Source organism: Hahnella aquatica (SeqCode) (assembly GCF_965194505.1).
Lineage (GTDB): Bacteria > Pseudomonadota > Gammaproteobacteria > Burkholderiales > Burkholderiaceae_A > Hahnella > Hahnella aquatica.
Genome location: NZ_OZ239144.1, coordinates 1183482 through 1205298, shown reverse-complemented (window position 1 = coordinate 1205298; position 21817 = coordinate 1183482). Strand labels below are relative to the sequence as shown.

Annotated in this window: 22 protein-coding genes; 16 read left to right on the top strand and 6 right to left on the bottom strand. The window is 63.0% G+C overall.

What is annotated here, in order from left to right; genetic code table 11:
* Positions 1–17: 17 nt before the first annotated feature.
* The 5 genes from puhA to puhE are packed head-to-tail and all read left to right on the top strand — an operon-like array spanning position 18 to position 3884.
* Positions 18–809 (top strand): photosynthetic reaction center subunit H, encoded by a 792-nt coding sequence (gene puhA / locus AC8GDA_RS06235; RefSeq protein ID WP_506555669.1) that lies wholly within the window; start codon positions 18–20, stop codon positions 807–809.
* A gap of 9 nt (positions 810–818) precedes the next feature.
* Positions 819–1511, top strand: coding sequence for a photosynthetic complex putative assembly protein PuhB (gene puhB / locus AC8GDA_RS06230; protein WP_506555668.1), 693 nt, complete (start codon positions 819–821; stop codon positions 1509–1511).
* A complete protein-coding gene (gene puhC / locus AC8GDA_RS06225; RefSeq protein ID WP_506555667.1) occupies positions 1508–1990 on the top strand; it encodes a photosynthetic complex assembly protein PuhC in 483 nt (160 codons plus the stop codon). Before puhB ends, puhC begins: the two co-directional genes overlap by 4 nt.
* On the top strand, positions 1987–3108 hold the full coding sequence (gene acsF, locus AC8GDA_RS06220; RefSeq protein WP_506555666.1) for a magnesium-protoporphyrin IX monomethyl ester (oxidative) cyclase: 1122 nt from the start codon (positions 1987–1989) through the stop codon (positions 3106–3108). The genes puhC and acsF overlap by 4 nt, the downstream gene beginning before the upstream one ends.
* On the top strand, positions 3108–3884 hold the full coding sequence (puhE, locus tag AC8GDA_RS06215; RefSeq protein ID WP_506555665.1) for a putative photosynthetic complex assembly protein PuhE: 777 nt from the start codon (positions 3108–3110) through the stop codon (positions 3882–3884). The genes acsF and puhE overlap by 1 nt, the downstream gene beginning before the upstream one ends.
* A 109-nt stretch (positions 3885–3993) precedes the next feature.
* Here puhE and AC8GDA_RS06210 read toward each other — a convergent pair whose 3' ends face one another.
* From AC8GDA_RS06210 to AC8GDA_RS06190, 5 genes are all read right to left on the bottom strand, one after another.
* On the bottom strand, positions 3994–4176 hold the full coding sequence (locus AC8GDA_RS06210) for a hypothetical protein (protein ID WP_506555664.1): 183 nt from the start codon (positions 4174–4176) through the stop codon (positions 3994–3996).
* Between the two features lie 83 nt (positions 4177–4259).
* Positions 4260–5660: a BCD family MFS transporter gene (locus AC8GDA_RS06205; RefSeq protein WP_506555663.1), complete on the bottom strand. Its 1401-nt coding sequence runs from the start codon at positions 5658–5660 to the stop codon at positions 4260–4262.
* 62 nt (positions 5661–5722) lie between these two features.
* Positions 5723–5944, bottom strand: a complete 222-nt coding sequence (locus AC8GDA_RS06200) for a light-harvesting protein (protein ID WP_506555662.1) — start codon at positions 5942–5944, stop codon at positions 5723–5725.
* A 16-nt stretch (positions 5945–5960) separates the two neighbouring features.
* Positions 5961–6113, bottom strand: coding sequence for a light-harvesting antenna LH1, beta subunit (pufB, locus tag AC8GDA_RS06195; protein WP_506555661.1), 153 nt, complete (start codon positions 6111–6113; stop codon positions 5961–5963).
* Positions 6114–6236: 123 nt separating this feature from the next.
* Positions 6237–6935 (bottom strand): dienelactone hydrolase family protein, encoded by a 699-nt coding sequence (locus AC8GDA_RS06190; protein ID WP_506555660.1) that lies wholly within the window; start codon positions 6933–6935, stop codon positions 6237–6239.
* 33 nt (positions 6936–6968) lie between these two features.
* On the opposite strand from AC8GDA_RS06190, the gene AC8GDA_RS06185 reads away from it, so the two are divergent.
* From AC8GDA_RS06185 to aceA, 7 genes are all read left to right on the top strand, one after another.
* Entirely contained in the window at positions 6969–7841 is an 873-nt protein-coding gene (locus AC8GDA_RS06185) for a formylglycine-generating enzyme family protein (protein ID WP_506555659.1), read from the top strand.
* Between the two features lie 9 nt (positions 7842–7850).
* Positions 7851–8966, top strand: coding sequence for an efflux RND transporter periplasmic adaptor subunit (locus AC8GDA_RS06180; protein ID WP_506555658.1), 1116 nt, complete (start codon positions 7851–7853; stop codon positions 8964–8966).
* Entirely contained in the window at positions 8963–9625 is a 663-nt protein-coding gene (locus AC8GDA_RS06175) for an ABC transporter ATP-binding protein (protein ID WP_506555657.1), read from the top strand. The genes AC8GDA_RS06180 and AC8GDA_RS06175 overlap by 4 nt, the downstream gene beginning before the upstream one ends.
* Positions 9626–10783: an ABC transporter permease gene (locus tag AC8GDA_RS06170; RefSeq protein WP_506555656.1), complete on the top strand. Its 1158-nt coding sequence runs from the start codon at positions 9626–9628 to the stop codon at positions 10781–10783.
* Positions 10784–10795: 12 nt separating this feature from the next.
* Positions 10796–11965 (top strand): ABC transporter permease, encoded by a 1170-nt coding sequence (locus tag AC8GDA_RS06165; protein WP_506555655.1) that lies wholly within the window; start codon positions 10796–10798, stop codon positions 11963–11965.
* A complete protein-coding gene (locus tag AC8GDA_RS06160; RefSeq protein ID WP_506555654.1) occupies positions 11955–14453 on the top strand; it encodes an ABC transporter permease in 2499 nt (832 codons plus the stop codon). Before AC8GDA_RS06165 ends, AC8GDA_RS06160 begins: the two co-directional genes overlap by 11 nt.
* 226 nt (positions 14454–14679) lie before the next feature.
* Positions 14680–16005: an isocitrate lyase gene (gene aceA / locus AC8GDA_RS06155; protein ID WP_506555653.1), complete on the top strand. Its 1326-nt coding sequence runs from the start codon at positions 14680–14682 to the stop codon at positions 16003–16005.
* On the opposite strand, the gene AC8GDA_RS06150 is transcribed toward aceA, so the two are convergent.
* The gene (locus AC8GDA_RS06150; RefSeq protein ID WP_506555652.1) at positions 15989–16936 is read right to left on the bottom strand and encodes a 23S rRNA (adenine(2030)-N(6))-methyltransferase RlmJ; all 948 of its coding nucleotides are present in this window, start codon (positions 16934–16936) and stop codon (positions 15989–15991) included. The genes aceA and AC8GDA_RS06150 overlap by 17 nt on opposite strands.
* A 239-nt stretch (positions 16937–17175) precedes the next feature.
* Between AC8GDA_RS06150 and AC8GDA_RS06145 the strand changes: the two genes are divergently transcribed.
* From AC8GDA_RS06145 to AC8GDA_RS06130, 4 genes are read left to right on the top strand one after another with little or no spacing between them, the layout of a single operon-like run.
* Positions 17176–18270: a TRAP transporter substrate-binding protein gene (locus AC8GDA_RS06145; RefSeq protein ID WP_506555651.1), complete on the top strand. Its 1095-nt coding sequence runs from the start codon at positions 17176–17178 to the stop codon at positions 18268–18270.
* Positions 18271–18276: 6 nt separating this feature from the next.
* Entirely contained in the window at positions 18277–18786 is a 510-nt protein-coding gene (locus AC8GDA_RS06140) for a TRAP transporter small permease subunit (RefSeq protein WP_506555650.1), read from the top strand.
* Positions 18783–20108 carry a TRAP transporter large permease gene (locus AC8GDA_RS06135; protein ID WP_506555649.1) on the top strand — a complete coding sequence of 442 codons (1326 nt, stop codon included), beginning with the start codon at positions 18783–18785 and terminating at the stop codon, positions 20106–20108. The genes AC8GDA_RS06140 and AC8GDA_RS06135 overlap by 4 nt, the downstream gene beginning before the upstream one ends.
* A gap of 34 nt (positions 20109–20142) precedes the next feature.
* The gene (locus AC8GDA_RS06130) at positions 20143–21723 is read left to right on the top strand and encodes a gamma-glutamyltransferase family protein (protein ID WP_506557211.1); all 1581 of its coding nucleotides are present in this window, start codon (positions 20143–20145) and stop codon (positions 21721–21723) included.
* Positions 21724–21817: the final 94 nt, after the last annotated feature.

Sequence of the window (21817 nt, the reverse complement as noted above, 5' to 3'; positions counted from 1 at the left end):
CTGAGAAGGAGAAAAAAATGGGAACCGGAGCAATCACGTCATACATTGATGTCGCACAGTTGGTCTTGTATTTGTTTTGGATTTTCTTCTTTGGGTTGGTCTACTACCTCACGGTCGAGAGCAAGCGTGAAGGCTTTCCGCTGCACATTGAAGGTCGGGACGGCAGCATCCGGTTCGACAAAGGTGTGGCCGAGATGCCCAAGCCCAAGGTTTACAAGACGGCCTTTCATGGTGAGTTTGTGGCGCCCCATTATCGTGACCTCGATGACCCGCCCGTCGCCGGAAAGCCTTTGGTCGATCTGCCGGGCCTGCCGTTGGAGCCCACGGGCAACCCCATGACCGATGGCATCGGGCCAGGCGCCTTCACCCGCCGCTCCGACACGCCCGATCGCACCGTCGATGGCGCCACGCGCATCGTACCGCTGCGCGTGGCGGCTGCCGAAGGCTTTGGCGTGGCCAAACAAGACCTCGACCCGCGTGGCCTGTCGGTGATCGGTGCCGATGGCCAGGTCGGTGGGAAGATCTCCGAGGTCTGGGTGGATCGTTCCGAGCACCTCATTCGCTACCTCGAGGTCACCACGACAGGCGGCCGCCAGGTGCTGCTGCCCATGAACTTCTGCCGGGTGCGCAAAGACCGCATTCGTGGCAACCGTGTCACGGTGGAGTCCATCCTCGGCGGCCAGTTCGAGGGCGTTCCCGCCATCAAGTCGGCCAACGAGATCACGCTCTTTGAAGAAGAGAAGGTGATGGCCTATTACGGTGCAGGCACCTTGTTTGCCACACCAGACCGTCGCGAACCCTTGGCCTAAGGATTTCCCATGAGCAGCGTTCATCACCACGGCCACGAGCACGAGTTCGAGCCCGAGTATGGCTTGCCCGAGCAGCTTCCCCCGGGTGAACGCATCCTCTGGCAGGCGAGCCCGTCGGCGCCACTGATCTTCTGGTCGGTCTTCCGAGGCCGGCTGCTACTGGCCTATTTCGGCCTCATGCTGCTGCTGCGAGGCAGCTTCATGTACACCGACACTGGCTCGGTGGCCCAGACCGCCGCCGCCGTGAGTTGGCTTGGCCTGCTCTTCCTGGTGGCCTTGGGGCTCTTTGCCTGGCTGTCGCTGCTCATGGCCAAGACCACGGTCTACACGCTCACCGACAAGCGGCTGGTGATGCGCATCGGCATCGTGCTGAACCTGAGCTTCAACATCCCGCTGCGCCGCATCCAGGCGGCGGATGTGAGGCGCCTGGCCCATGGCACGGGCGAGATCGCCATCGCGCTGCACCCCGACGACAAGATCGCCTACCCGCACCTGTGGCCGCATGCGCGCCCCTGGCATTTGGCCAACCCGCAGCCCATGCTGCGAGGCCTGCCCAAGGTGGGGCCGGTTGCGAGCCTCTTTGAGTCTGCCTGGCGGGCCAATCAGCCGACCGGCGCATCGGTGCAAGCGTCTGCCTCAAAGGGGCAGGGGGCCAAGGTGCAAGACATGCCGCACGGAGCTGTTGGAGAACTCGCCTCGTGAGTGATCGCCTCATTTCCCGGCCCAGGGTGGAAGGCTTTCCACTCATTGGGATTGGCCTGCTCATGGTGGTCACACTGGTGCTGGCCGGCTACACCGCGCATCAAAAGCGCGAGGCGGCCCGGCAGGAGCAGGCGCAGATGAAAGAGGCTAAGCCCATCGCAGCCCGTCTACTCATTTTCAAAGATGGTGAGGCCGGCGATGTCGATGTGATCGATGCTGCCACCGGTGAGCGTCTGCGGCCCATCTCCGGAGAGGCGGGCTTTGCGCGCAGTGTGCTCCGAACCCTGGCCCACGAGCGCATGCGCCGCGGAGGGTCCCCCTCCGAGCCATTTCAGTTGTCGCGCACACCGGGAAATGCCCTGGAGCTGCTCGACCCGATCACGGGGTTGCGCCTGGACCTCGGCGCGTTTGGTCCGGACCCCGCAAAGGTTTTCTTGCCGTACTTGTTGAAAGCAACAGTTGAGAGGAGCACGCCATGAGAGAGTTTGAAGAGACATTTGCCACGGCCGAGGCCGCTGCCACACTGAACCGTCAGCAGACGCCTGTTCGTGATCGCAGCCCCAATGAGGCCACGCAGAAGGCGCAGGTTGACACCCTGCTCACGCCGCGCTTTTACACGACCGACCATGCCGCCATCGATGCCGCCTCGGTCGATCCCGTGCGCGAGGAGTGGGACGCCCTCATGGCCGAATTTGCGGCCGACAACAACGACGACCACTTCACCCGCCCGCCCGACATGGCGAGCAAGGTCTCCGAGCTGCCCCCCGCGCTCTACGAGGAGTTCAACGAATTCCTCATCAGCTCCATCACCTCCGAGTTCTCGGGCTGCGTGCTCTATGCCGAGTTGAAGAAGAAGGTGAAGAACAAGGACATGAAGGATGTCTTCGGCTACATGGCCCGCGATGAATCCCGCCATGCGGGCTTTATCAATCAGTGGCTCAAAGACTTCGGCGTGGGTGTCGACCTGGGCTTTCTCACCAAGGCCAAGAAGTACACCTTCTTCAAGCCCAAGTTCATCTACTACGCCACCTACCTGTCCGAGAAGATCGGCTATGCCCGATACATCGCCATCTATCGTCAGATCGAGAAGCACCCCGAGTTCCGCTTTCACCCGATCTTTCTCTGGTTCGAGAAGTGGTGTAACGATGAATTCCGCCATGGCGAGGCCTTTGCCCTCATCATGCGGGCCAACCCCAAGCTGCTCGAAGGGCGCAACCTCCTCTGGATTCGCTTCTTCCAGCTGGCCGTCTTTGCAACCATGTTCGTGCGCGACCACACCCGGCCTGAGATGCACAAGGCCCTGGGCCTGGACCCAACGACCTACGACCTGCGTGTCTTTGAGATCACCTCCGAGATCTCCAAGCAGGTCTTCCCGGTTACCTTGTCCTGGGATCACCCCGACTTTCTCGCAGGCCTTCAGCGGCTGCGCGTGCTGCAAGACGCCGTAGACGCAGGCAGGGCTGCGGGCGGCGTCATGGGCCGCCTCAAGCAGGCCTGGGCGGCAGCCAATGCAGCCGTGGTCTTTGGTCGGCTCTTCCTGCTCCCCGTCAAGCGCGCGCCGCTGCCCAAGCAGATTCGCATGGTCCCGAGCTGGTGATGCATGTGGCCCTTGCCATCGCCGTGAGTCTGCTGGTCTGGTGGCTCTCCACCGGGCTGGTCTTGCGTGCGGTGGCCACCTCCAAGTCAGGCGAGCGCTGGGTTTTCACGTTTGCAACGCTCGGCCTGTTTGTGGGCCTTTACGGCGCGTTGGCCACAACCCAGATGCCGAGTGTGGCCGGTGCCTACCTGGGGTTCGGCTCGGCATTGCTGATCTGGGTCTGGCAGGAGGTGGCCTTTCTTCTGGGCGTGGTGACGGGCCCCAACCGACAGCCTTGCCCCAGTGTGAAGGGCTGGCCACGCTTTTGGCTCGCCTTCCAAACCGTGGCCTATCAAGAGATGGCGCTCCTGGTGCTGGCCGTGGCGGTGGTGCTGCCCGCATGGGATGCGCCAAACCAAACGGCAGCGGGCACCTACCTGGTGCTCTGGCTCATGCGACTGAGTGCCAAGCTGAACATCTACCTGGGTGTGAAGAACTTCTACGAATCCTTCCTACCGACGCGACTTCACTACCTGCTCACCTATTTCACGCGTCGTCGCTTTAATCCTCTGTTTCCAATGAGCATTCTGGTTTCTTGCATGGCAGCAGCCTGGGTCTGGATGCCCGTCTTCGATCAGGCGGCACCCCTGCACCTGGCAGCGGGCGCGAGCCTGGTGGGCAGCATGCTGGTCTTGGCCATTCTGGAGCACGGCCTGCTCATGGTGCCGGGTGATCCCTCAGGGCTCTGGCGTTGGGCACGTCCAGTAGTCGCTGTGCCCCCTGGGTCAGGCGGCTAGGAGGGGCATCCACATGTGGCTCGATGCCTTCCTTTACTTCGGTCTTATTCTGCTGCTGCCGTTTGTTGGCTGGAGACTCCTCGTGGCCAGACTGGCCCGGCGCGGCCTCTTAATCGAAGAGCATCGCCGAGAGCGACACACCAATCAGTAGGGCGTAAACAAAGCCAAAGAGCTCAGAGTTCTGTCGAGCATGCCGACTTGGCACTTTCTTTGTGGCTTCAAGATACCGAATGTGCACGAACGGCAGGGCCATCATGCCGAGGATGGCCAACACAAAAAGCGCAGTGACCATGGTGTTTTACCTTTTCGGCCGGTTGTACCAGTTGGCCAGCATGAAGGCGCCGACAACGAGGATCAGGACCAGCAGTATGTCTTTCATTTCCATCGAAGCACCACCTTCCTTGAGAGTTCGTTCGATCTTAGCAGAGGGAATAGCAACATGAGTGCCGCTGCGAGCAACATCATTTCCAAGGCATAAACCACCGAGTAGGCCTGGGCTGGTTCAAGGTACAGGGCGGCGACATCCCGCAGCACACCTCCGCAGGCCATGCCAATGCCGGCGGCGGTGGCCTGTACTGCACCCCAGACGCCAAGTGCGAGACCGGAGGCGTCCTTGGGCGCCATGCGCAGGCAGGTGGTCAGGCTGCCGTGCCCGAAGAGTCCGACGCTGACCCCGATGAGGGAGACGCCGAGCAAGAAGACCAGTGTTTCACCGGCCGATGAGGCCATCATGATGGCAGCCATGCCGGGAATGCCAATGACCAAGCCCCAGGCTGACATGCGGGGCGCATCTGCGCCTCGTGACAGCGCCAAGGACGAGAACCAGAATCCAATCACGCCACCCAGGGCCAGCAGTCCTGTCAGCCGGGTGGTCTGTGCCACGGGCAGGCCGAGCACTTCACCGCCGTAGGGCTCGAGCAAGACGTCCTGCATCGTGAGAGCCAGCGTGCCCAGGGCCACCACCCAGAGCCAGCGCAGGCCAAAGGTGTCGCGGGTGAGTGTGCCCAGGGCCCTTGCGAATGGGCCTGCCTGTGGCTCGGCCGCGGGTGGCATCGCTGAGCGCCGAATCCGAGGTTCCTGCTTCCAGATGGCCACCGCATTGAGGATCAGGGTGATCACGGCCGCGGCCTGAATGGTCTGAATGAGTCGGCCGTGGCTGTACTCCTCGAGCGCATATCCAAAGGCCGTTGCACTCACAAGCATGCCCAGCAGCAAGGTCACGTACATAAGCCCCACCATCTTTGGCTTGCTCTCATCGGCCACGAGGTCGGTGGCCAGTGACAGGCCCACGGTTTGAACGGTGTGCAGACCGGCCCCCACGAGCAGGAATGCAGTCGCTGCGGCGAGGTAGCCCACCCAGACAGGCGCGGAGGCGGACTGGCCTGCACCAGCAAGCACCAGCAGTGCAAAGGGCATGATGGCAAATCCACCAAACTGCAAGAGGCTGCCACGCCAGATGAATGGAACGCGGCGCCAGCCGAGTTCGGATTGAAAGCGGTCGGATCGAAACCCAATAAGGGCTCGCATGGGAGCAAACAATACGGGGAGGGCGACCATCACGGCCACCAGGGAGGCCGGCACGCCCAGCTCGACGATCATCACGCGGTTGAGCGTGCCCACCAGCAGCACCAGCGCCATGCCGACGGACACTTGAAAGAGAGACAGACGAAGCAGTCGCGAGAGCGGAAGATCGGGCGTGGCAACGTCTGCGAAGGGCAGAAACCTCGGCCCGAGAGCGGCCCATGCGGAAGCCAATCGGAAAGGGGGTTTGGCCATGGGGGTTGGGTGGATGGAATCGGCCTCGGGTGGGAGTCTCCCCCGCACCCGAGGTGATGCGCTTACATCTGCTTGGCCTCGGCGGGTTTGGCCGCCATGGTGGGCTGTGCATCAGGCGCTTGCGCCACCTTTGCAGGGGGACCACCGTTGAGGAATTTCGGCACCCAATCCGTGTTCGTGAGCAAGGCCACATGCACGGCAAAGGAGCCCACTGCAACGGCTCCGATCATGAGGGGAATGCCAACGGAGGGCTTGACCACACACCACAGTTTTCCGTAGATCACGATTGCGCTCCTTTCCTTAACCCAGCCAAGGGGAATAGATGTAGGCCAAGAGGTGAGCAAACGCCGCAATCATCCCGAAGAACTGTGTTCCTTGGATCATGTTGCGGTGGATTTCCTCCGACTCGGCTTCCGTGAGGCCCGTGGGCCATACCTTCTGGTTGTCAGCCATTCTTGTACTCCTTCTGTTTTAGGACTGTTACGTAACACGGCCTAAATCCCGACGGCCGTGAGGTGTATTGTGTCCGATACAGTCAGAGTTGACAACTTGGATTTACATCTTTTTTCTGGCCCGTCAGCTCAGGGTCTCCGAGAGATGAACCAGCGTCTGCCCACGGGCCCGGGTGGCCGTCTGCTGGTGCCAGGCCGGCCGGCGCCAGCAGTTAAAGCCGTGGTCCACCTGGGGGTGGGTAATGATGCGGGTGGCAGGGTGGCCGGCCATGGCCTCTTGGATCTTGTTCACCGATTTTGACGGAATATAGGCGTCTTTTTCCGCAAAATGGAACAAGATGGGGCATGTAATGTCCTCGGCCAGGTCCAGGTGCTGGTCGATGCCGCCGCCGTAATAGCAAACAGCGGTGTCCACGCCTGCCCGGGCGGCCGCCACATAAGAGAGCATGCCCCCCATGCAAAAGCCCACCGAGCCCACCAGGCCGGTGCAGTTGTCGAGGTGCTTGACCGCCTCGACCGTGCGTTGAAGGTCGCTGGCGGTGAGTGGCAGGTGGATGCGGCCCATGAGACCCAGGCCACGCTCAAACCCTTCGGTGTCGTAGGCCAGGTCGATTCGGCGGCCTTCGCGCCAGAAGATGTCGGGTGCAATGACCACAAAGCCATCGGCGGCATATTGGTCGGCCACCGCCCGAATGTGCTCATTGACGCCAAAAATCTCTTGGATAATCAAAAGCCCAGGGCCGCGACCCGCAGGGGGATGACTCACATAGGCATCGAACTGCTGCCCGTCGGCACTGGTCACAAGGATCCACTCACTGTCCATGGTGTCTGACCTCCCTTTCAGAGGAATTCTGTCATGCAACGCGTTTCACTTCTAGATGCTGCCTTTTCGCCTGTTTTGCACCTCGGGTCGTCGAACCCACCGGTGCCGTGGAGGAAAGGCTGGCTGACCGTCCCGCGTGGGCAGCGGGGTCTCGTGGCCATGGCCCTGGCGGGGCTGCTGATGGGCCTGGCCGGGCTCTCGTCGGCGCAGGCCTTCACGCTCGGGGAGCGGGTTCGGATTGGGTCTCTGGAATGGGATCGTCATGAATTCACCGTCGGGCAGTTGCGGCCGCTGGCCAAGCAGCATGGGTTTGTGAGCCGAGCCGAGCGCGAAGGGGGCGGCACCATTTATGAAATGGGCTGGACCCACAAGCCTGGATGGACCTGGCAGGCGCCATTTGGTTCACCGGCCAAGGATGCCGAGCCGGCCGTGCACATCACCTTCGATGAGGCCGCACAAATCTGCCGATGGTCGGGTGGCCGACTGCCCAACGATGCGGAATGGCGCGATGCGGCCTACCTCGAGCAGCGCAGCAGCCCAGCGCCAGGCTTTGCCCGAGGCACCCGCTACAAGTACCCGAATGGCGCCTCGGCCCAGGGCAGCCATTGCCTGGAGGGCTGCGCAAGCCATGCAGGCCTTGCGCCCGCGGGCCGCCTCACCCGCGGCCTGGGTCACGTTGCAGCAGGCACCACCGTGCCTGGCGTCAATGGCCTCTTCGACATGGGGGGCAATGTCTGGGAATGGGTCGACACGGGCTCAGGCCAGGAGCGAATCACCCGTGGCGCATCCTGGTGGTATGGCCCTGAGCGGCAGGTGGAGTCTGACGTGGCCACCAAGCCAAAAGACACACGGGTGGCGTATATTGGATTTCGTTGTGTTCGTGATGCCGTCGCCCTCAAGCGCTAAATCCCTCTGATGAACATTCGCCTTCCCACCTCGCGTTGGGCCCGGGTTTCGCTGGTCCTCGTTCCATTGCTGGTCATCTGGCTGATCGTGCGCGCCTCATCGCCCACCGAGGTGCAGTCCACCCCCGTGGTCTCGGTCTTCCCATCGCAGACACTCTCGCTGCTCAATGCCAGTGGCTATGTGGTGGCCCAGCGCAAGGCGGCCATCTCCACCAAGGCCAGTGGCCGGCTCGAAATACTCGATGTCACCGAGGGCTCTCGCGTGAAGAAGGGCCAGCTGCTTGCGCGCATTGAGAGCGATGAACTGGCGGCCCAGCTCCTGCAGGCCGAGGCCCAGGTGGGCCTCTCCAGCGCCGAGCGAGACGACGCTCGCCGCGAGTACGAGCGGGCCCAGAGCCTGCTTGCGCGCAACTACATTTCACAGGCGGCATTCGATGCCTCCCGCGCCCGATTCGAGAAGGCCGCAGCCCAGCTTCGCTCGACCCAGGCGGCCGCACAGGTGGCCCGTGCAGCCCTCTCGCAGGCCGAGATTCGTGCGCCCTTCGATGGCGTGGTGCTCACCAAGAACGCCAACATCGGCGACAACATCACCCCCTTCTCCTCGGCGGCCGACTCCAAGGGCGCAGTCGTCACCATGGCCGACATGTCCACCCTCGAGGTGGAGGCCGATGTCTCCGAGTCGAGCATGGCCAAGATCAGTGTGGGCCAGCCGGTGGAGATTGGCCTCGATGCCATTCCCAATGAACGTTTCCCGGGTCGGGTCGCCCGCATGGTGCCCACCATCGATCGGGCCAAGGCCACGCGCCTGGTCAAGCTCGAGTTCGACCAGATCGATCCGCGCATCCTGCCCGACATGTCGGCCAAGGTGTCCTTCCTGGAGCGGCCCCTCTCAGCCGAGGAGCGCAAGCCCGTGGTGGGCGTAAACCGCGCGGCCGCCATCGAGACCGACAAGGGCTGGCGGGTCTGGGCCATTGAAGATGGCAGCCTGCGTGCCATTGCCCTGGCGGCACCCCCCGGTGCCTCCGACCTGGTCCTCACGCCTGGCCTCAAGCCTGGTGCCCGCGTGGTCCTTCGCCCGACGACATCCCTTCGCGAAGGAGGCCGGGTGAAGGTGGTGGCCCCGTGATCCGGATCCAGGGGCTTCGAAAGGCGTATCAGCGTGGTGGACAGGAGGTTCTGGTGCTCGACAACCTCAACCTCCAGGTCGCAGAGGGCGACTTCCTCGCCCTCATGGGTCCCTCGGGCTCTGGCAAGAGCACGCTGCTCAATCTGATCGCTGGCATCGACCGCCCCACCTCGGGCGTCATCGAGATCAATGGCATCGACATCTCCAGCCTCGACGATGCGGAGTTGGCCCGCTGGCGTGCCGCCCACGTGGGCTTTGTCTTTCAGTTCTACAACCTCATTCCGGTGCTCACGGCCTTCGAGAACGTGGAGCTTCCCCTGCAGCTCACCTCGCTCGATCGGGCCACGCGCAAGCGCCGTGTAACCGAAGCCCTGGCCTCGGTGGGCCTGGCCGATCGCATGCACCACACGCCCAATGAGCTCTCGGGCGGCCAGCAGCAGCGCGTGGCGATTGCCCGAGCCCTCATCACCAACCCCAGCCTCATCGTGGCCGATGAGCCCACCGGCGACCTCGACCGGCAGTCGGCCTCCGAGATCCTCCAGATGCTTCAGCGCCTCAACCGAGAGCAGGGCAAGACCATCATCATGGTCACCCACGACCCCAAGGCCGCAGACCATGCCAAGGCCGTGATCCACCTGGAGAAGGGGCAGTTGGCCTAAATGCTCATCGCGCGGCTTTTGTTTCTGAACATCTGGCGCAATCGCGGCCGGGCCATGCTCACCTACCTGGGCCTCACCATCTCGGTGCTGGCCTTTGGCCTGCTCTCCACGGTGGTCGAGGCCTGGTATTCGGGGGCCGAGTCGGCCAGCCAGGCGCGGCTCATCACCCGAAGCGCCATCTCGCTCATCTTCCCCTTGCCCGTCTCGCACGGGGAGCGCATCCGTCAGGTCGATGGCGTGGAGAGCATGACCGTCTCGCGCTGGTTTGGCGGGGTCTATAAAGACAGTCGAAATTTCTTCCCACAGTTCGCGGTCGAGCCGGTGTCTTATTTTCAGATCTACCCGGAATACATCCTCACCGAGGAGGCCCGCGATCGCTTCTACCGAGACCGACGCAGCGCCATCGTGGGCCGCCGACTCGCACAGGAGCATGGCTTTGAGGTGGGCGACATGGTCACCTTGAAGGGCCAGATCTTTCCAGGCCAGTGGGAATTCCTCATCGCGGGCATCTACGACGGCAAGGAAGAGAAGACCGACACCGGAAAGATGTACTTCCATTGGGCCTACCTCAATGAGGAGGTGAAGCGTCGGAACATCGCCCGTGATGCAAACTCGGTGGGCGTGTTCATCACCAGCCTCTCAGACCCTGAGCGCGCAGCCGAGGTGAGCATGGCCATTGATGGCCTGTTTGCCAACTCCGCCAAAGAGACCCACACCGAGACGGAGCAGGCCTTTCAGTTGGGCTTTGTGGCCATGACCGAGGCCATTGTGGTGGCCATCCGTGCCGTGTCGTTTGTGGTGATCCTCATCATCATGGCCGTGCTCGCCAACACCATGTCCATGACGGCCCGCGAGCGAACCTCGGAGTACGCCACCCTGAAGGCCCTGGGCTTTCCGCCTTGGCAGGTCTCGGGCATGGTGCTCGGAGAATCCATGCTGCTCGCATTGCTGGGTGGCGTGAGTGGCCTGCTGCTCACCTATCCGGTGGCGGCAGCCTTCCACGAGGCCACGGGCACCCTGTTCCGCAGTTTCTTTGTCACGCTCGAGACCAACGCCTGGCAGCTGGCCGCTGCGCTGCTCACGGGCCTGGTGGCGGCCGTCTTCCCCATGCTCAAGGTCTATCGCATTCGCATCGTCGAGGGCCTGCGCGCCATCTAGGCCCACGGTGCGATGAACCCCTTTGCCATTCCCCTGAGCTACAGCCTGCGAAACCTATGGGTTCGTCGCATGACGACCTTCCTCACGGCCATGGGCATGGCCCTGGTGGTCTATGTCTTTGCGGCGGTGCTCATGCTCGATGCGGGCCTGCGCAACACGCTGGTGAGCACCGGTGAGCCCGACAACATGGTGGTCACCCGGCAGGGCTCGGTCACCGAGGTGCAGAGCGCGATCGATCGTGGCCAGGCCGCCATCGTGGCCCAGTTCCCCGAGGTGGCCAGTGCACTGGAGCCACTGGCCTCGCGCGAGACGGTGGTGCTTGTGAACCTGAAGAAGCGGCTCACGGGCAAGGCCTCGAATGTGGTGGTCCGAGGCCTCGACCAGACCGGCATTGCCCTGCGGCGGCAGATCCGCATCGTGGAGGGCCGTGCCTTTCGACCGGGCTCAGAGGAGATTGTGGTGGGCATTGCCACGGCCCGACAGTTCCAAGGCCTGGGCCTGGGCGAGACGGTGCGATTTGGCGGCCGGGGCTGGCGTGTGGTGGGCTACTTCGACGCGGGGCGCAGTGGCTTTGACAGCGAGGTCTGGGCCGATGGCGAGATCCTTCGACAGTCCTTTCGGCGCACCACCTACTCGTCTCTGATCGTTCGGCTCATGGACCCAGCGGCTGCCGATGTCTTTCGGCAGCGTGTGCTCGATGACCCTCGGCTGCCCCTGCAGGCCAAGACAGAGCGCCGCTATTACGAAGACCAGTCCGAGACCCTCTCGCGTTTCATCAAAATTCTGGGCCTCACGCTCACGGTGATCTTTTCGATTGGCGCTGTGATTGGCGCCACCATCACCATGCAGTCGGCGGTGGCCACGCGGGTGGCCGAGATCGGCACCCTGCGGGCCATTGGCTTTCAGCGCCGTGCCATCTTGTTGGCCTTTTTGGCCGAGTCGGTGTTCTTGTCCTTGGTGGGGGGCGTGATCGGGCTGGCCATGGCCAGCCTCATGCAGGCCTTTGAATTCTCGACCACCAATTTCCAGAGCTTCTCGGAGCTCTCGTTTGGATTTGTGCTCACGCCCGGCATTGTGATGCAGGCCCTGGGCTTTTCGATGGCCATGGGTGTGCTGGGGGGCATGCTGCCCGCCTGGCGCGCATCTCGAGTCACCATTGTGGAGGCACTTCGTGCAGCGTAGTCATCGTTTCTTTTGGTCCATGGCCCGTCGTGATCTGCGCTCGGGTGCCATGGCCCTCATGGCCGTGGCCATTCTCATTTCGGTCTCGGCTGTTACTGCGGTGGGCCTGCTGGCCAGTCGCGTGGAGCAGGCCCTGCTGCGTGATGCCCAGTCGAGCCTCGGGGCCGACCGGCTTCTGGTGGCCGACCGTGCCATTCCCTCGGCCTGGCGAGATGCGGCCGCCACCGCAGGCGTGCAGTCGGTCGAGGGCATTCAGTTCCCCACCATGGTCTTGGCCAACGGGCGCGCCCAACTCTCGGCCTTGAAGGCCGTGGGCGTGGGCTACCCCTTGCGTGGGCAGTTGGAATTGGGCACCACCGAGGGCCGCACCACCCAGGCCACACTCCAACGCGGGGAGGCCTGGGTGGACCCAAGCCTGTTGTCTCGTCTGTCGCTGAAGGTGGGCGACACCATGGCGCTCGGTGGCAAGGCCTTTCGCATCTCGGCGGCCATTCTCTATGAGCCCGACCGTGGTGTGAACTTTGTGAACCTCTCGCCCCGGGTGATGGTGCGCATCGAGGACATCGGCGAGACCGACCTCCTTGGGCCGGGCAGTCGCGTGAGTCGCCGCTTCTGGGTGGCCGCCGACCAGCCGGCGGCGCTCGCCACCTTCGATCGCCTGGTGGCCGACACCATGGGCGCTGGTCAACGCATTGAGACCATCGACAACGCGCGGCCAGAGCTGCGCGAGGCACTCGACCGGGCCAATGGCTTTCTCGCGCTCACGGGCATGGTCTCGGTGCTCACGGCCTGCGCGGCCATGGGCCTGGCGGCCCGGCGCATGGGGCGTTTGTATCGTTCTAGGCTGGCGGTCATGAAGGTGCTCGGGGCCACGCGCAGCACGCTTCGGCGTTACTGGTTCTTCACACTCATGGTCATGGCCGGTGGGGCCACGCTCGCGGGCCTGCTGTCTGGCTGGCTGGTTCAGCTGGGGCTGGCGGCCATGCTCGCCTCGCTGCTCACGGTGCCACTGCCCGCATTGAGCATGGCTGCCACATGGGTCCTGCTGCAGGCCGCCGGCATGTCCTTTCTCATGACCCTGGTCTTTGCCTGGCCGGCCCTGGTGATGGCCACCGAGGCCTCCCCGGTTGAGGCGCTGCGCGAGCAGGGTGCAGGTGTGGGCAAGGCCTCGCGCCTGTGGCTGGCGGTTGCCGCACTCGGCCTGGCGGGCCTGCTCTGGCTGGGCAGCGGCGATCTGCTCATGGCCGCGCTCGTGGTCGTGCTCTTTGGAGTCTCGGGCCTGCTGATCGGCCTGCTGCTGTGGTCGGGCTTTCGAGGACTTGGTGAATTGCTGCCACGCAGCTGGTCGGGCTGGGAATGGATGAGCCTTCGACGGGCCTGCCGCCGGCGCACGGCCAGCATGGTGGCGCAGGTGCTGGGGCTGGGCCTGGCCCTCTCGGCCCTCTTCATGCTCTCCTTCGTTCGAACCGACCTGGTGCAGGCCTGGGGCCGAAGCATTCCCCAGGACGCCCCCAATCGGTTTCTGCTCAACATCATTCCCGGTGAAGAAGAGGCCGTGGCCGCACGCCTCAATGGCTTGTTGAAGTCGCCTGTGGAACTCTCGCCCATGGTGCGTGGCCGGCTCATCGGCATCAACGGCCAGCCCATTGGCCCCGAGCAGGCCGAGGACGAGCGCGCCCGCCGCCTGCTCGACCGCGAGCTCAACCTCTCTTACGGCACGCAGCTTCCCCCGCACAATCGGCTGGTGGAGGGCCGCCCGCTCAACCCGGCGCTGCCGGAGGTCTCGGTGGAGCAGGGCATTGGCCAGACGCTTGGCATCGGCCTGGGGGACATGCTTCGCTTTGACATCTCCGGCGAGATCGTCGAGGCCAAGGTGACGAGCATTCGAAGCCTGCGCTGGGATTCCATGGCCGTGAACTTCTTCATGATCCTCACACCGAGCGCCCTGCAGGAGATGCCCAAGACCTTCATCACATCCTTCTACTGGGATGCAGCGGAGTCGGCCACGCTCGAACAGGCCCTGCTGCCGAGTTTTCCAAGCCTCACCATGGTGGACCTCGACAGCCTGTTGAGCCAGGTGCGTCGCATCGTGAATCAGGTGGTGGCCGCCATTCAGGCGCTCTTTGTCTTTAGCCTGTTCTCGGGCGGGCTGGTTCTCGTGGCGGCATTGCTGGCCACCCGCGAGGAGCGCATGCGTGAGGCAGCGCTGCTGCGCGCGCTGGGTGCGAGTCGGCAGGCCCTCTGGCGGGCGCAGCGCATGGAACTCATCGTGGTGGGCGGCCTGGCCGGTGGGCTCTCAGCCCTGCTGGCGCAGGGTGTGGGCATGGTGGTGGCCCAGCAGTTTTTTGCCCTGGCGGTGGACTGGCGCTGGGCGCCCATTCTGATTGGGCTGGTGCTGGGCAGCGGCATTGCGTTGCTGGCCGGTCGGCTGGCGTTGCGGGCCGTGCTGACCCAGCCGGCCATTGCAGCACTCCGGCAGCACGGTTAATTTTGTCATGTGAAACTGACATTTCACGATGCAAAACAGCCCTGTTGCGGAGCATCAGAACCCGTTTTCAAGCCTTGATTCAGCGTTTCTTGATATGAAATTTATTATTTAAATAACTGATTTATAGAGGTTAAATTTTTTAAAAGATTCTGTTTGCAGTGCCACCAATTCGCCGCGTGCACCCCTAGGATGAACCCACCAAATTTTCATCTCAAGGAGATTCACCATGGCAACACGGCAAGCGCAGGCGCAGCAACTTCAGAAAGATTGGGCAGAGAACCCCCGTTGGAGAGGCATCAAGCGGGGCTATACGGCAGACGATGTGGTTCGCCTTCGGGGCTCGGTTCAGCCGGAGTACACCCTGGCCAAGCGCGGTGCAGACCGCCTCTGGAAGGATGTCAACGCGGAGCCCTTCGTCAACAGCCTGGGTGCCCTCACGGGCAACCAGGCCATGCAGCAGGCCAAGGCGGGCTTGAAGGCCATTTACCTCTCGGGCTGGCAGGTGGCGGGCGATGCCAACCTGGCCGGTGAGATGTACCCTGACCAGTCGCTCTATCCCGTCAATTCCGTGCCCCGGGTGGTCAAGGGCATCAACAACACCTTCACCCGTTGCGATCAGATTCAGTGGATGGAAGGCAAGGAGCCGACCGACCCCGATTACATCGACTACTTCGTGCCCATCGTGGCCGACGCCGAGGCAGGCTTTGGTGGCGTGCTCAATGCCTTCGAACTCATGAAGGCCATGATCGAGGCCGGTGCGGCGGGCGTGCACTTTGAAGACCAGCTCGCCTCGGTGAAGAAGTGCGGCCACATGGGCGGCAAGGTGCTGGTGCCCACCCGCGATGCAGTCTCCAAGCTGGTGGCGGCGCGTCTTGCGGCCGATGTCATGGGCGTGCCCACCGTGCTGCTGGCCCGCACGGATGCGGAGGCGGCCGATCTGGTCACCTCCGATGTCGACGAGACCGACAAGCCCTTCCTCACGGGTGAGCGCACGGTCGAAGGCTTCTACCGCTGCCGCAATGGCTTTGACCAGGCCGTGGCCCGTGGCCTGGCCTATGCACCATTTGTCGACATGCTCTGGTGCGAGACCGGCACGCCAGACCTCGAATTTGCAAAGAAGTATGCCGAGGCCATTCAGAAGCAGTTCCCCGGCAAGATGCTCGCCTACAACTGCTCACCGTCCTTCAATTGGAAGAAGAACCTCGACGACGCCACGATTGCGAAGTTCCAGCGAGAGCTCGGCGCCATGGGCTACAAGTTCCAGTTCATCACGCTGGCGGGCTTCCACAGCCTGAACTACTCCATGTTCAACCTGGCGCATGGCTATGCCCAGAACAACATGTCTGCCTTCGTGGAGCTACAAGAGGCCGAGTTTGCAGCGGCCGAGCGCGGGTTCACCGCGGTGAAGCATCAGCGTGAGGTGGGCACGGGCTACTTCGACGCGGTGACCACCACCATCGAGGCGGACTCCTCCACTGCAGCACTGCGTGGGTCCACCGAGGACGAGCAGTTTTTCGAAGATCCAAAGCCAGCCATCAAGAGAGTCGCTTAAGCGAGCCAGGGCGGGAGGGAGCCGCGCGGCCCGGGCTGCGCGGTGTTGTCGGACGGGGGGGCTTCGGCCCCCCTGTTTCTTGTTGGGAGAGTTCGAAACGGGCCGAGCCGTCTTGGCCGAGCTGCTTCACCAGCCAGGGCAGGGCCTCCTCGAGGCTCGTCTGCAGTCCGAACGGCGGGTTGAGAATGACCAGGTGGCTCCCCATCAGCCCAAGGCCGTCCTTCACGGGGCTGCGCACCTTCAGGCTCACCAACAGGCGACTGCCTGCGGGCAGGGCCATGGCCTGGCGCACGAAGCGGTCGACCTCGAGTCGCGCCACCATGGGCACCCAAATGACATAGCAGCCGGTTGCGAAACGCGTCATGGCATCGCGCAGCGACTTCAAGGCCTGCGGGTAGTCCGACTTCAGTTCGTAAGACGGGTCCATGAGCACCAGGCCCCGACGGCTCGCGGGCGGCAGCCAGGCCTTGAGTGACTCAAAGCCATCCTTCTGAAGCGCCTGCGCCCGGCGGCCCAGGGGGGCCAGCATGGCCTGCAGCAATGGGAAGTCGGTGGGGTGGGCCTCGCAGCAGCGAATGGCATCCTGGCTGCGCATCTGGTGTGTGATGAGCCAGGGCGAGCCCGGCAAGACGAGGGGCTGATCCGGTGTGGGGCCGGGCTGGGCCGCGCGAACCGCCTGCACATACTGCCGCACCAGGCTGGGCATGTTGTCTTCGCGCATGGGCCATAGCCGACCAAGCCCCGTATGCCATTCCGATTTCTGGCGGGTCAGTGGACCATCGGGTGTGTAAGCGCCTGCGCCGGCATGGGTGTCCACCACCAGGACGGGGCCCGGCTTTTGCTGCAGGTGGGACAGGCAGGCCAGCAAGACCGCGTGTTTGAGAACGTCAGCGTGGTTCCCAGCATGAAACGCGTGGCGGTAGGCGAGCATGTCAACACTCTACAGGTGCTGTGATGCAGCAACTAAATCGAATGCACCAGCCTGGGGATCTGGCACCATATCGATGCAAGTCCATGCACCACGCCAGCGCAAAAATAGCTCGCAGCGCTGCTGACCCGCGAGGGCAATGGGTCTGCGGGGTGGCATGGCTGTTGCTGCCCAGGAAGCCGCATCCCGCTCGCAACCGACGAGCGGATATATCAACGCACTTCACTCAGGAGCCACTCCCCATGACCACTCAAAGACGACATTTCCTTCGCGCGGGTGCCACCACCGGCGTCGCCGCCGGCGCACTGGCCTTCCCCATGATTGCCAAGGCCCAGCAGAAGTTCAGTTGGAAGATGACCAGTGCCTATCCCAAGGGCTCACCCTTCTACATGGCCGGCCCCGGCAGCGCCACCGACCTCGCCAAGATGATCTCGGACATGTCCGATGGTCGACTGAACATTCAGGTCTACGGCGCGGGTGAACTGATTCCTGCATTCGAGGGCTTCGACGCCGTGCGCGCAGGCACCGTGGAGATGAACCACGCCAACAGCTACTTCTGGACGGGCAAGACCTTCGCGGCCCAGTACTTCACGGCCGTGCCCTTTGGCATGAACTTCCAGGGCATGAACGGCTGGTTCTACGACGGCGGCGGCATCGACCTCTGGAACGAGGTCTATGCACCCTTTGGCATGGTGGCCATGCCCTGTGGCAACACCGGTGTGCAAATGACGGGCTGGTTCAAGAAAGAGATCAAGACCGTGGCCGACCTGAAGGGCCTGAAGATGCGCATCCCCGGCCTGGCGGGCAAGGTCTATGCAAGCCTTGGCGTGGATGTGAAGGTGCTGCCGGGCGGCGAGATCTTCCCTGCACTCGAGCGTGGCGTGATCGATGCGGCGGAGTTTGTCGGCCCCTTCCAAGATCGTCGCCTTGGCCTTCAGAAGGCTGCGAAGTACTACTACACCACCGGCTGGCATGAGCCCGCAACGGTCTCTGAGTTGCTCATCAACAAGGCCGCATGGGACAAGCTGCCCAAAGACCTGCAAGCCATTGTTCGAGGCGCCTCGGCGGCCTGCAATGTCATCAGCGAGGGCTGGTGCCAGAAGAACAATTCAGAGGCCATGGACGAGCTCATCAAGAAGGAGAAGGTCATCGCACGTCCGCTGCCCGATGCCGTCATTGCCGCGCTTCGCAAGGAGACCAACAAGGTTCTTCAGGAGGCCATTGCCAAAGACCCCCTCACGAAGAAGGTGCATGATTCCTACTTCGCCTTCAAGGCAAAGTACGACTCCTGGACCAAGGTCAGCGAGGCGCAGTACTACAACAAGGTCCAAGGCTAAGCACACATGCCTGAACACGTCCTGCAGCGCATAGAGTCGTGGGTTGCCAGAACCGGCCAAGTTTTTTCTTGGCTGGTTCTGGTGATTGTGGTGCTCATGGCCACCAATGTATTGCTTCGTTACACCATGAGTGTGGGAAGTGTTTGGGCGCAGGAGTTGGAGTGGCACCTGCTGGTGCCGCTCATTCTTCTGGTGATGAGCTGGGGCATACAGTCGGGCGAGAGCCCACGAATCGACGTGCTCTACGCCGATTACCCACCCCGCAAGAAGCTTCGGGTGGATTTGTTCGCCGAGGTACTGACCATGGCCGTGGCGCTCATGGTGGCCTGGCTCTCCGTGGCCTATGTCATGCAGTCGTTCTCCATTCTGGAGGGCTCGCCAGACCCAGGCGGCATCCCTTACCGCTGGGTCATCAAGGCGCTGATTCCGCTGGGCTTTGCAATATTGTTTGTGCAGGCGTTTGCTGCCTTCTTTAGAACCCTGCACCGCTACCAGGCACTGGACAAAACACAATGAGTTTCAATGAATGGATGGCGCTGGCCATGCTGGCCGGCTTCTTCAGCCTGCTCATGCTGGGCGTTCCGATCGCCATCAGTCTGGCGGTGTCCGGATTCGTCTTTGGCTTGGTGGGCTTTGGCCCAGCACTCTTCAACCTGGTGCCCGCCCGAATTTTCGGGGTCGTGGCCAACTACCAATGGCTGGCCATCCCACTCTTCGTGTTCATGGGGGTGATGCTGGAGAAGTCTCGGCTTGCCGACGACCTTCTGGACGTGGTGGGTCACCTGGCCGGAGGCATACGGGGTGGCATGGCCATCGGCATTGTGTTGGTGGGTGTGCTCTTGGGCGCCACCACGGGCATTGTGGGTGCCACCATCATCACGCTGGGCATGCTCACGCTGCCCACCCTGCTGCGGCGGGGCTATGACCCCGCCATTGCCTGCGGCACCATCTGTGCCTCGGGCACCCTGGGCCAGATCATTCCGCCTAGCCTCATTCTTATTGTGCTCTCGGACATCATGCAGCTCTCGGTGGGCACGCTCTTTGCCGCGGCCGTAGGGCCGGGCCTGCTGCTGGCTGCGGTCTACTGCATCTACATCATCGTGTTCGGCATGATCTATCCGGACAAGGTGCCACCGCTGCCCAAGGACGAGCGCGATGCCGTCTCGGTGCGCGAGCTCTGGACACGCTTCTTCAAGGTGGTGGTGCCGCCAGTGCTGCTTGTGTTCTCAGTGCTCGGATCCATCATCGGCGGTGTGGCTGCGCCCACAGAGGCTGCCGCCATGGGCGCCATTGGGGCCATGCTGGTCACCATTGGGGCTGGGCGTTTCTCCTTCAAAGCCCTTCGAGAGGCCACCGAGGGCACCGCCAAGATCACAGCGGTGATGATGTTCATCCTGGTCTGTGCCCAGATCTTTGCCCTGGCCTTCCGTGGCCTCAATGGCGAAGACCTGATCCACGACCTCTTTGAGTTCATTCCTGGGGGCGTCACGGCCGACATCATCTTCTTGATGGTGCTCATCTTCGTGCTGGGCTTCTTCTTGGAGTGGATCGAGATCAGCTACATTGCGGTGCCGCTGTTCCTCCCCGTCTTCATTGCCCAGGATGTCAACCTCGTATGGCTGGCCATGCTCATCTGTTTGAATCTTCAGTCGTCGTTTCTCACGCCACCCTTTGGCTGGGCGCTGTTCTTTTTGAAGGGCGTGGCCCCACCCGAGGTTCGCACCATCGACATCTACAAGGGCGTGATCCCATTCATCGCCATGCAGATCGTGGCCATTGCCATTGTGTTCTCCATTCCAAGCATTGCCCTGTGGCTGCCGGAATACATTGGTTGGTGATGCGGTGACACAGTCATTCTGGGGGCGCAGGGGCATGGCGGTGGCCCCGCACAGCCTGGCGGCGGAGTCGGCGGTGGCGGTTCTGCGCGAGGGGGGCAATGCCATTGAGGCCATGGTCTCGGCGGCGGCCACCATCGCGGTGGTCTATCCGCACATGAATGGCATTGGCGGAGATTCCTTCTGGGTGATGCGTGGGCCCAACGGCGTGCCCGGGGGCATCGACGCCAGCGGCCACAGTGCCGCGGCGGCAAGCCTGCAGTCTTATCAAGACCAGGGCATGCGCGACCGCATTCCATTTCGGGGCGGTTCGGCCGCGCTCACCGTGGCGGGCACTGTGGGCGGCTGGGGCTTGGCCCATCAGGTCTCTCGCAGCATTGGGGGTCGGCTGCCGCTCTCGCGCCTGCTGGCCGATGCCATTTGGTATGCGGAACATGGTGTTCCCGTGACGGCCAGCCAGGCCATGAGCACGCAGGCCAAGCTCGCCGAGCTTGCACCGATCTCAGGCTTCGCTGACACCTTCCTGGTGCAAGGTGCCCCCCCGGTGGCGGGCAGCCTCTTCAAACAGCCCCGCATGGCGGCCACGCTGCGCAGGCTGGCCCAGCAGGGCACCAACGATTTTTATCGTGGCAGCCTCGCCAAACAAATATCCGCCGAGCTCGAGCAACTGGGCAGCCCCATTCGGGCCAACGACCTCGCCGCCTATGAGGCCCGCTTGGTGAACCCGCTCACCAGCAGGGTTCATGGTGCGGGGCTGCGCAACATGCAGCCGCCCTCGCAAGGCGTGGTCTCGATGATGATCCTTGGCATTATGGATCGCGTGATGCGCAAGCACCCCAAGTGCTTGGGTGGGCCCACCTCGGCCAACTTCGTGCACGTGCAGGTCGAGGCCACCAAGCTGGCCTTCAAGGTTCGCGACCAGCAGCTCACCGACCCGGCCTTCATGAGGGTGTCAGCCCAGTCGCTGTTGTCTGACGACCACCTCGATGCGCTGGCCTCACAGCTTGAACTCGATCGCGCGGCCCCCTGGGGCACGCCCATCCAGCCGGGCGACACCGTGTGGATGGGCGTGGTCGACCAGCAGGGCGTGGCCGTGTCCTTCATTCAGAGCATCTATCACGAGTTTGGCTCCGGCCTTGTGCTGCCCGAGACCGGTGTGAACTGGCAGAACCGAGGCTGTGGCTTTAGCCTCGACCCAGCTCACATCAATTGCCTGGCACCGCGCAAGCGCCCGTTTCACACCCTCAATGCCGGTCTGGCCGAATTCGATGGCGGCGGCACCATGGTCTACGGCACCATGGGCGGTGATGGTCAGCCGCAGACCCAGGCCACGGTCTTCACGCGCATTCACCACTTCGGCATGGATCCACAGGCCGCCATCGAGGCACCGCGGTGGCTGCTCGGCCGCACCTGGGGACAGGCGAGCGATAGCCTCAAGCTGGAGTCTCGCTTTGGTGCGGATGTGGTCGAGACGCTTCGGGCCAAGGGCCATTGGGTGGAGTCCATCGGGGCCTGGGATGAATCCGTGGGCCATGCGGGTGCCATCGTGCGTCAGCCCAATGGCCTTCTGTCGGGGGGCTTCGACCCGCGATCCAACGGAGCTGTTGCGGCCTTTTAGTCGCACACCACTGGTGCGCAAGCGCGTCATGTTGGTGCGCATTGCCGACGCGATCGACTGCTGTAGCCGACGAAAGCCCATCTGGCGCTAACTC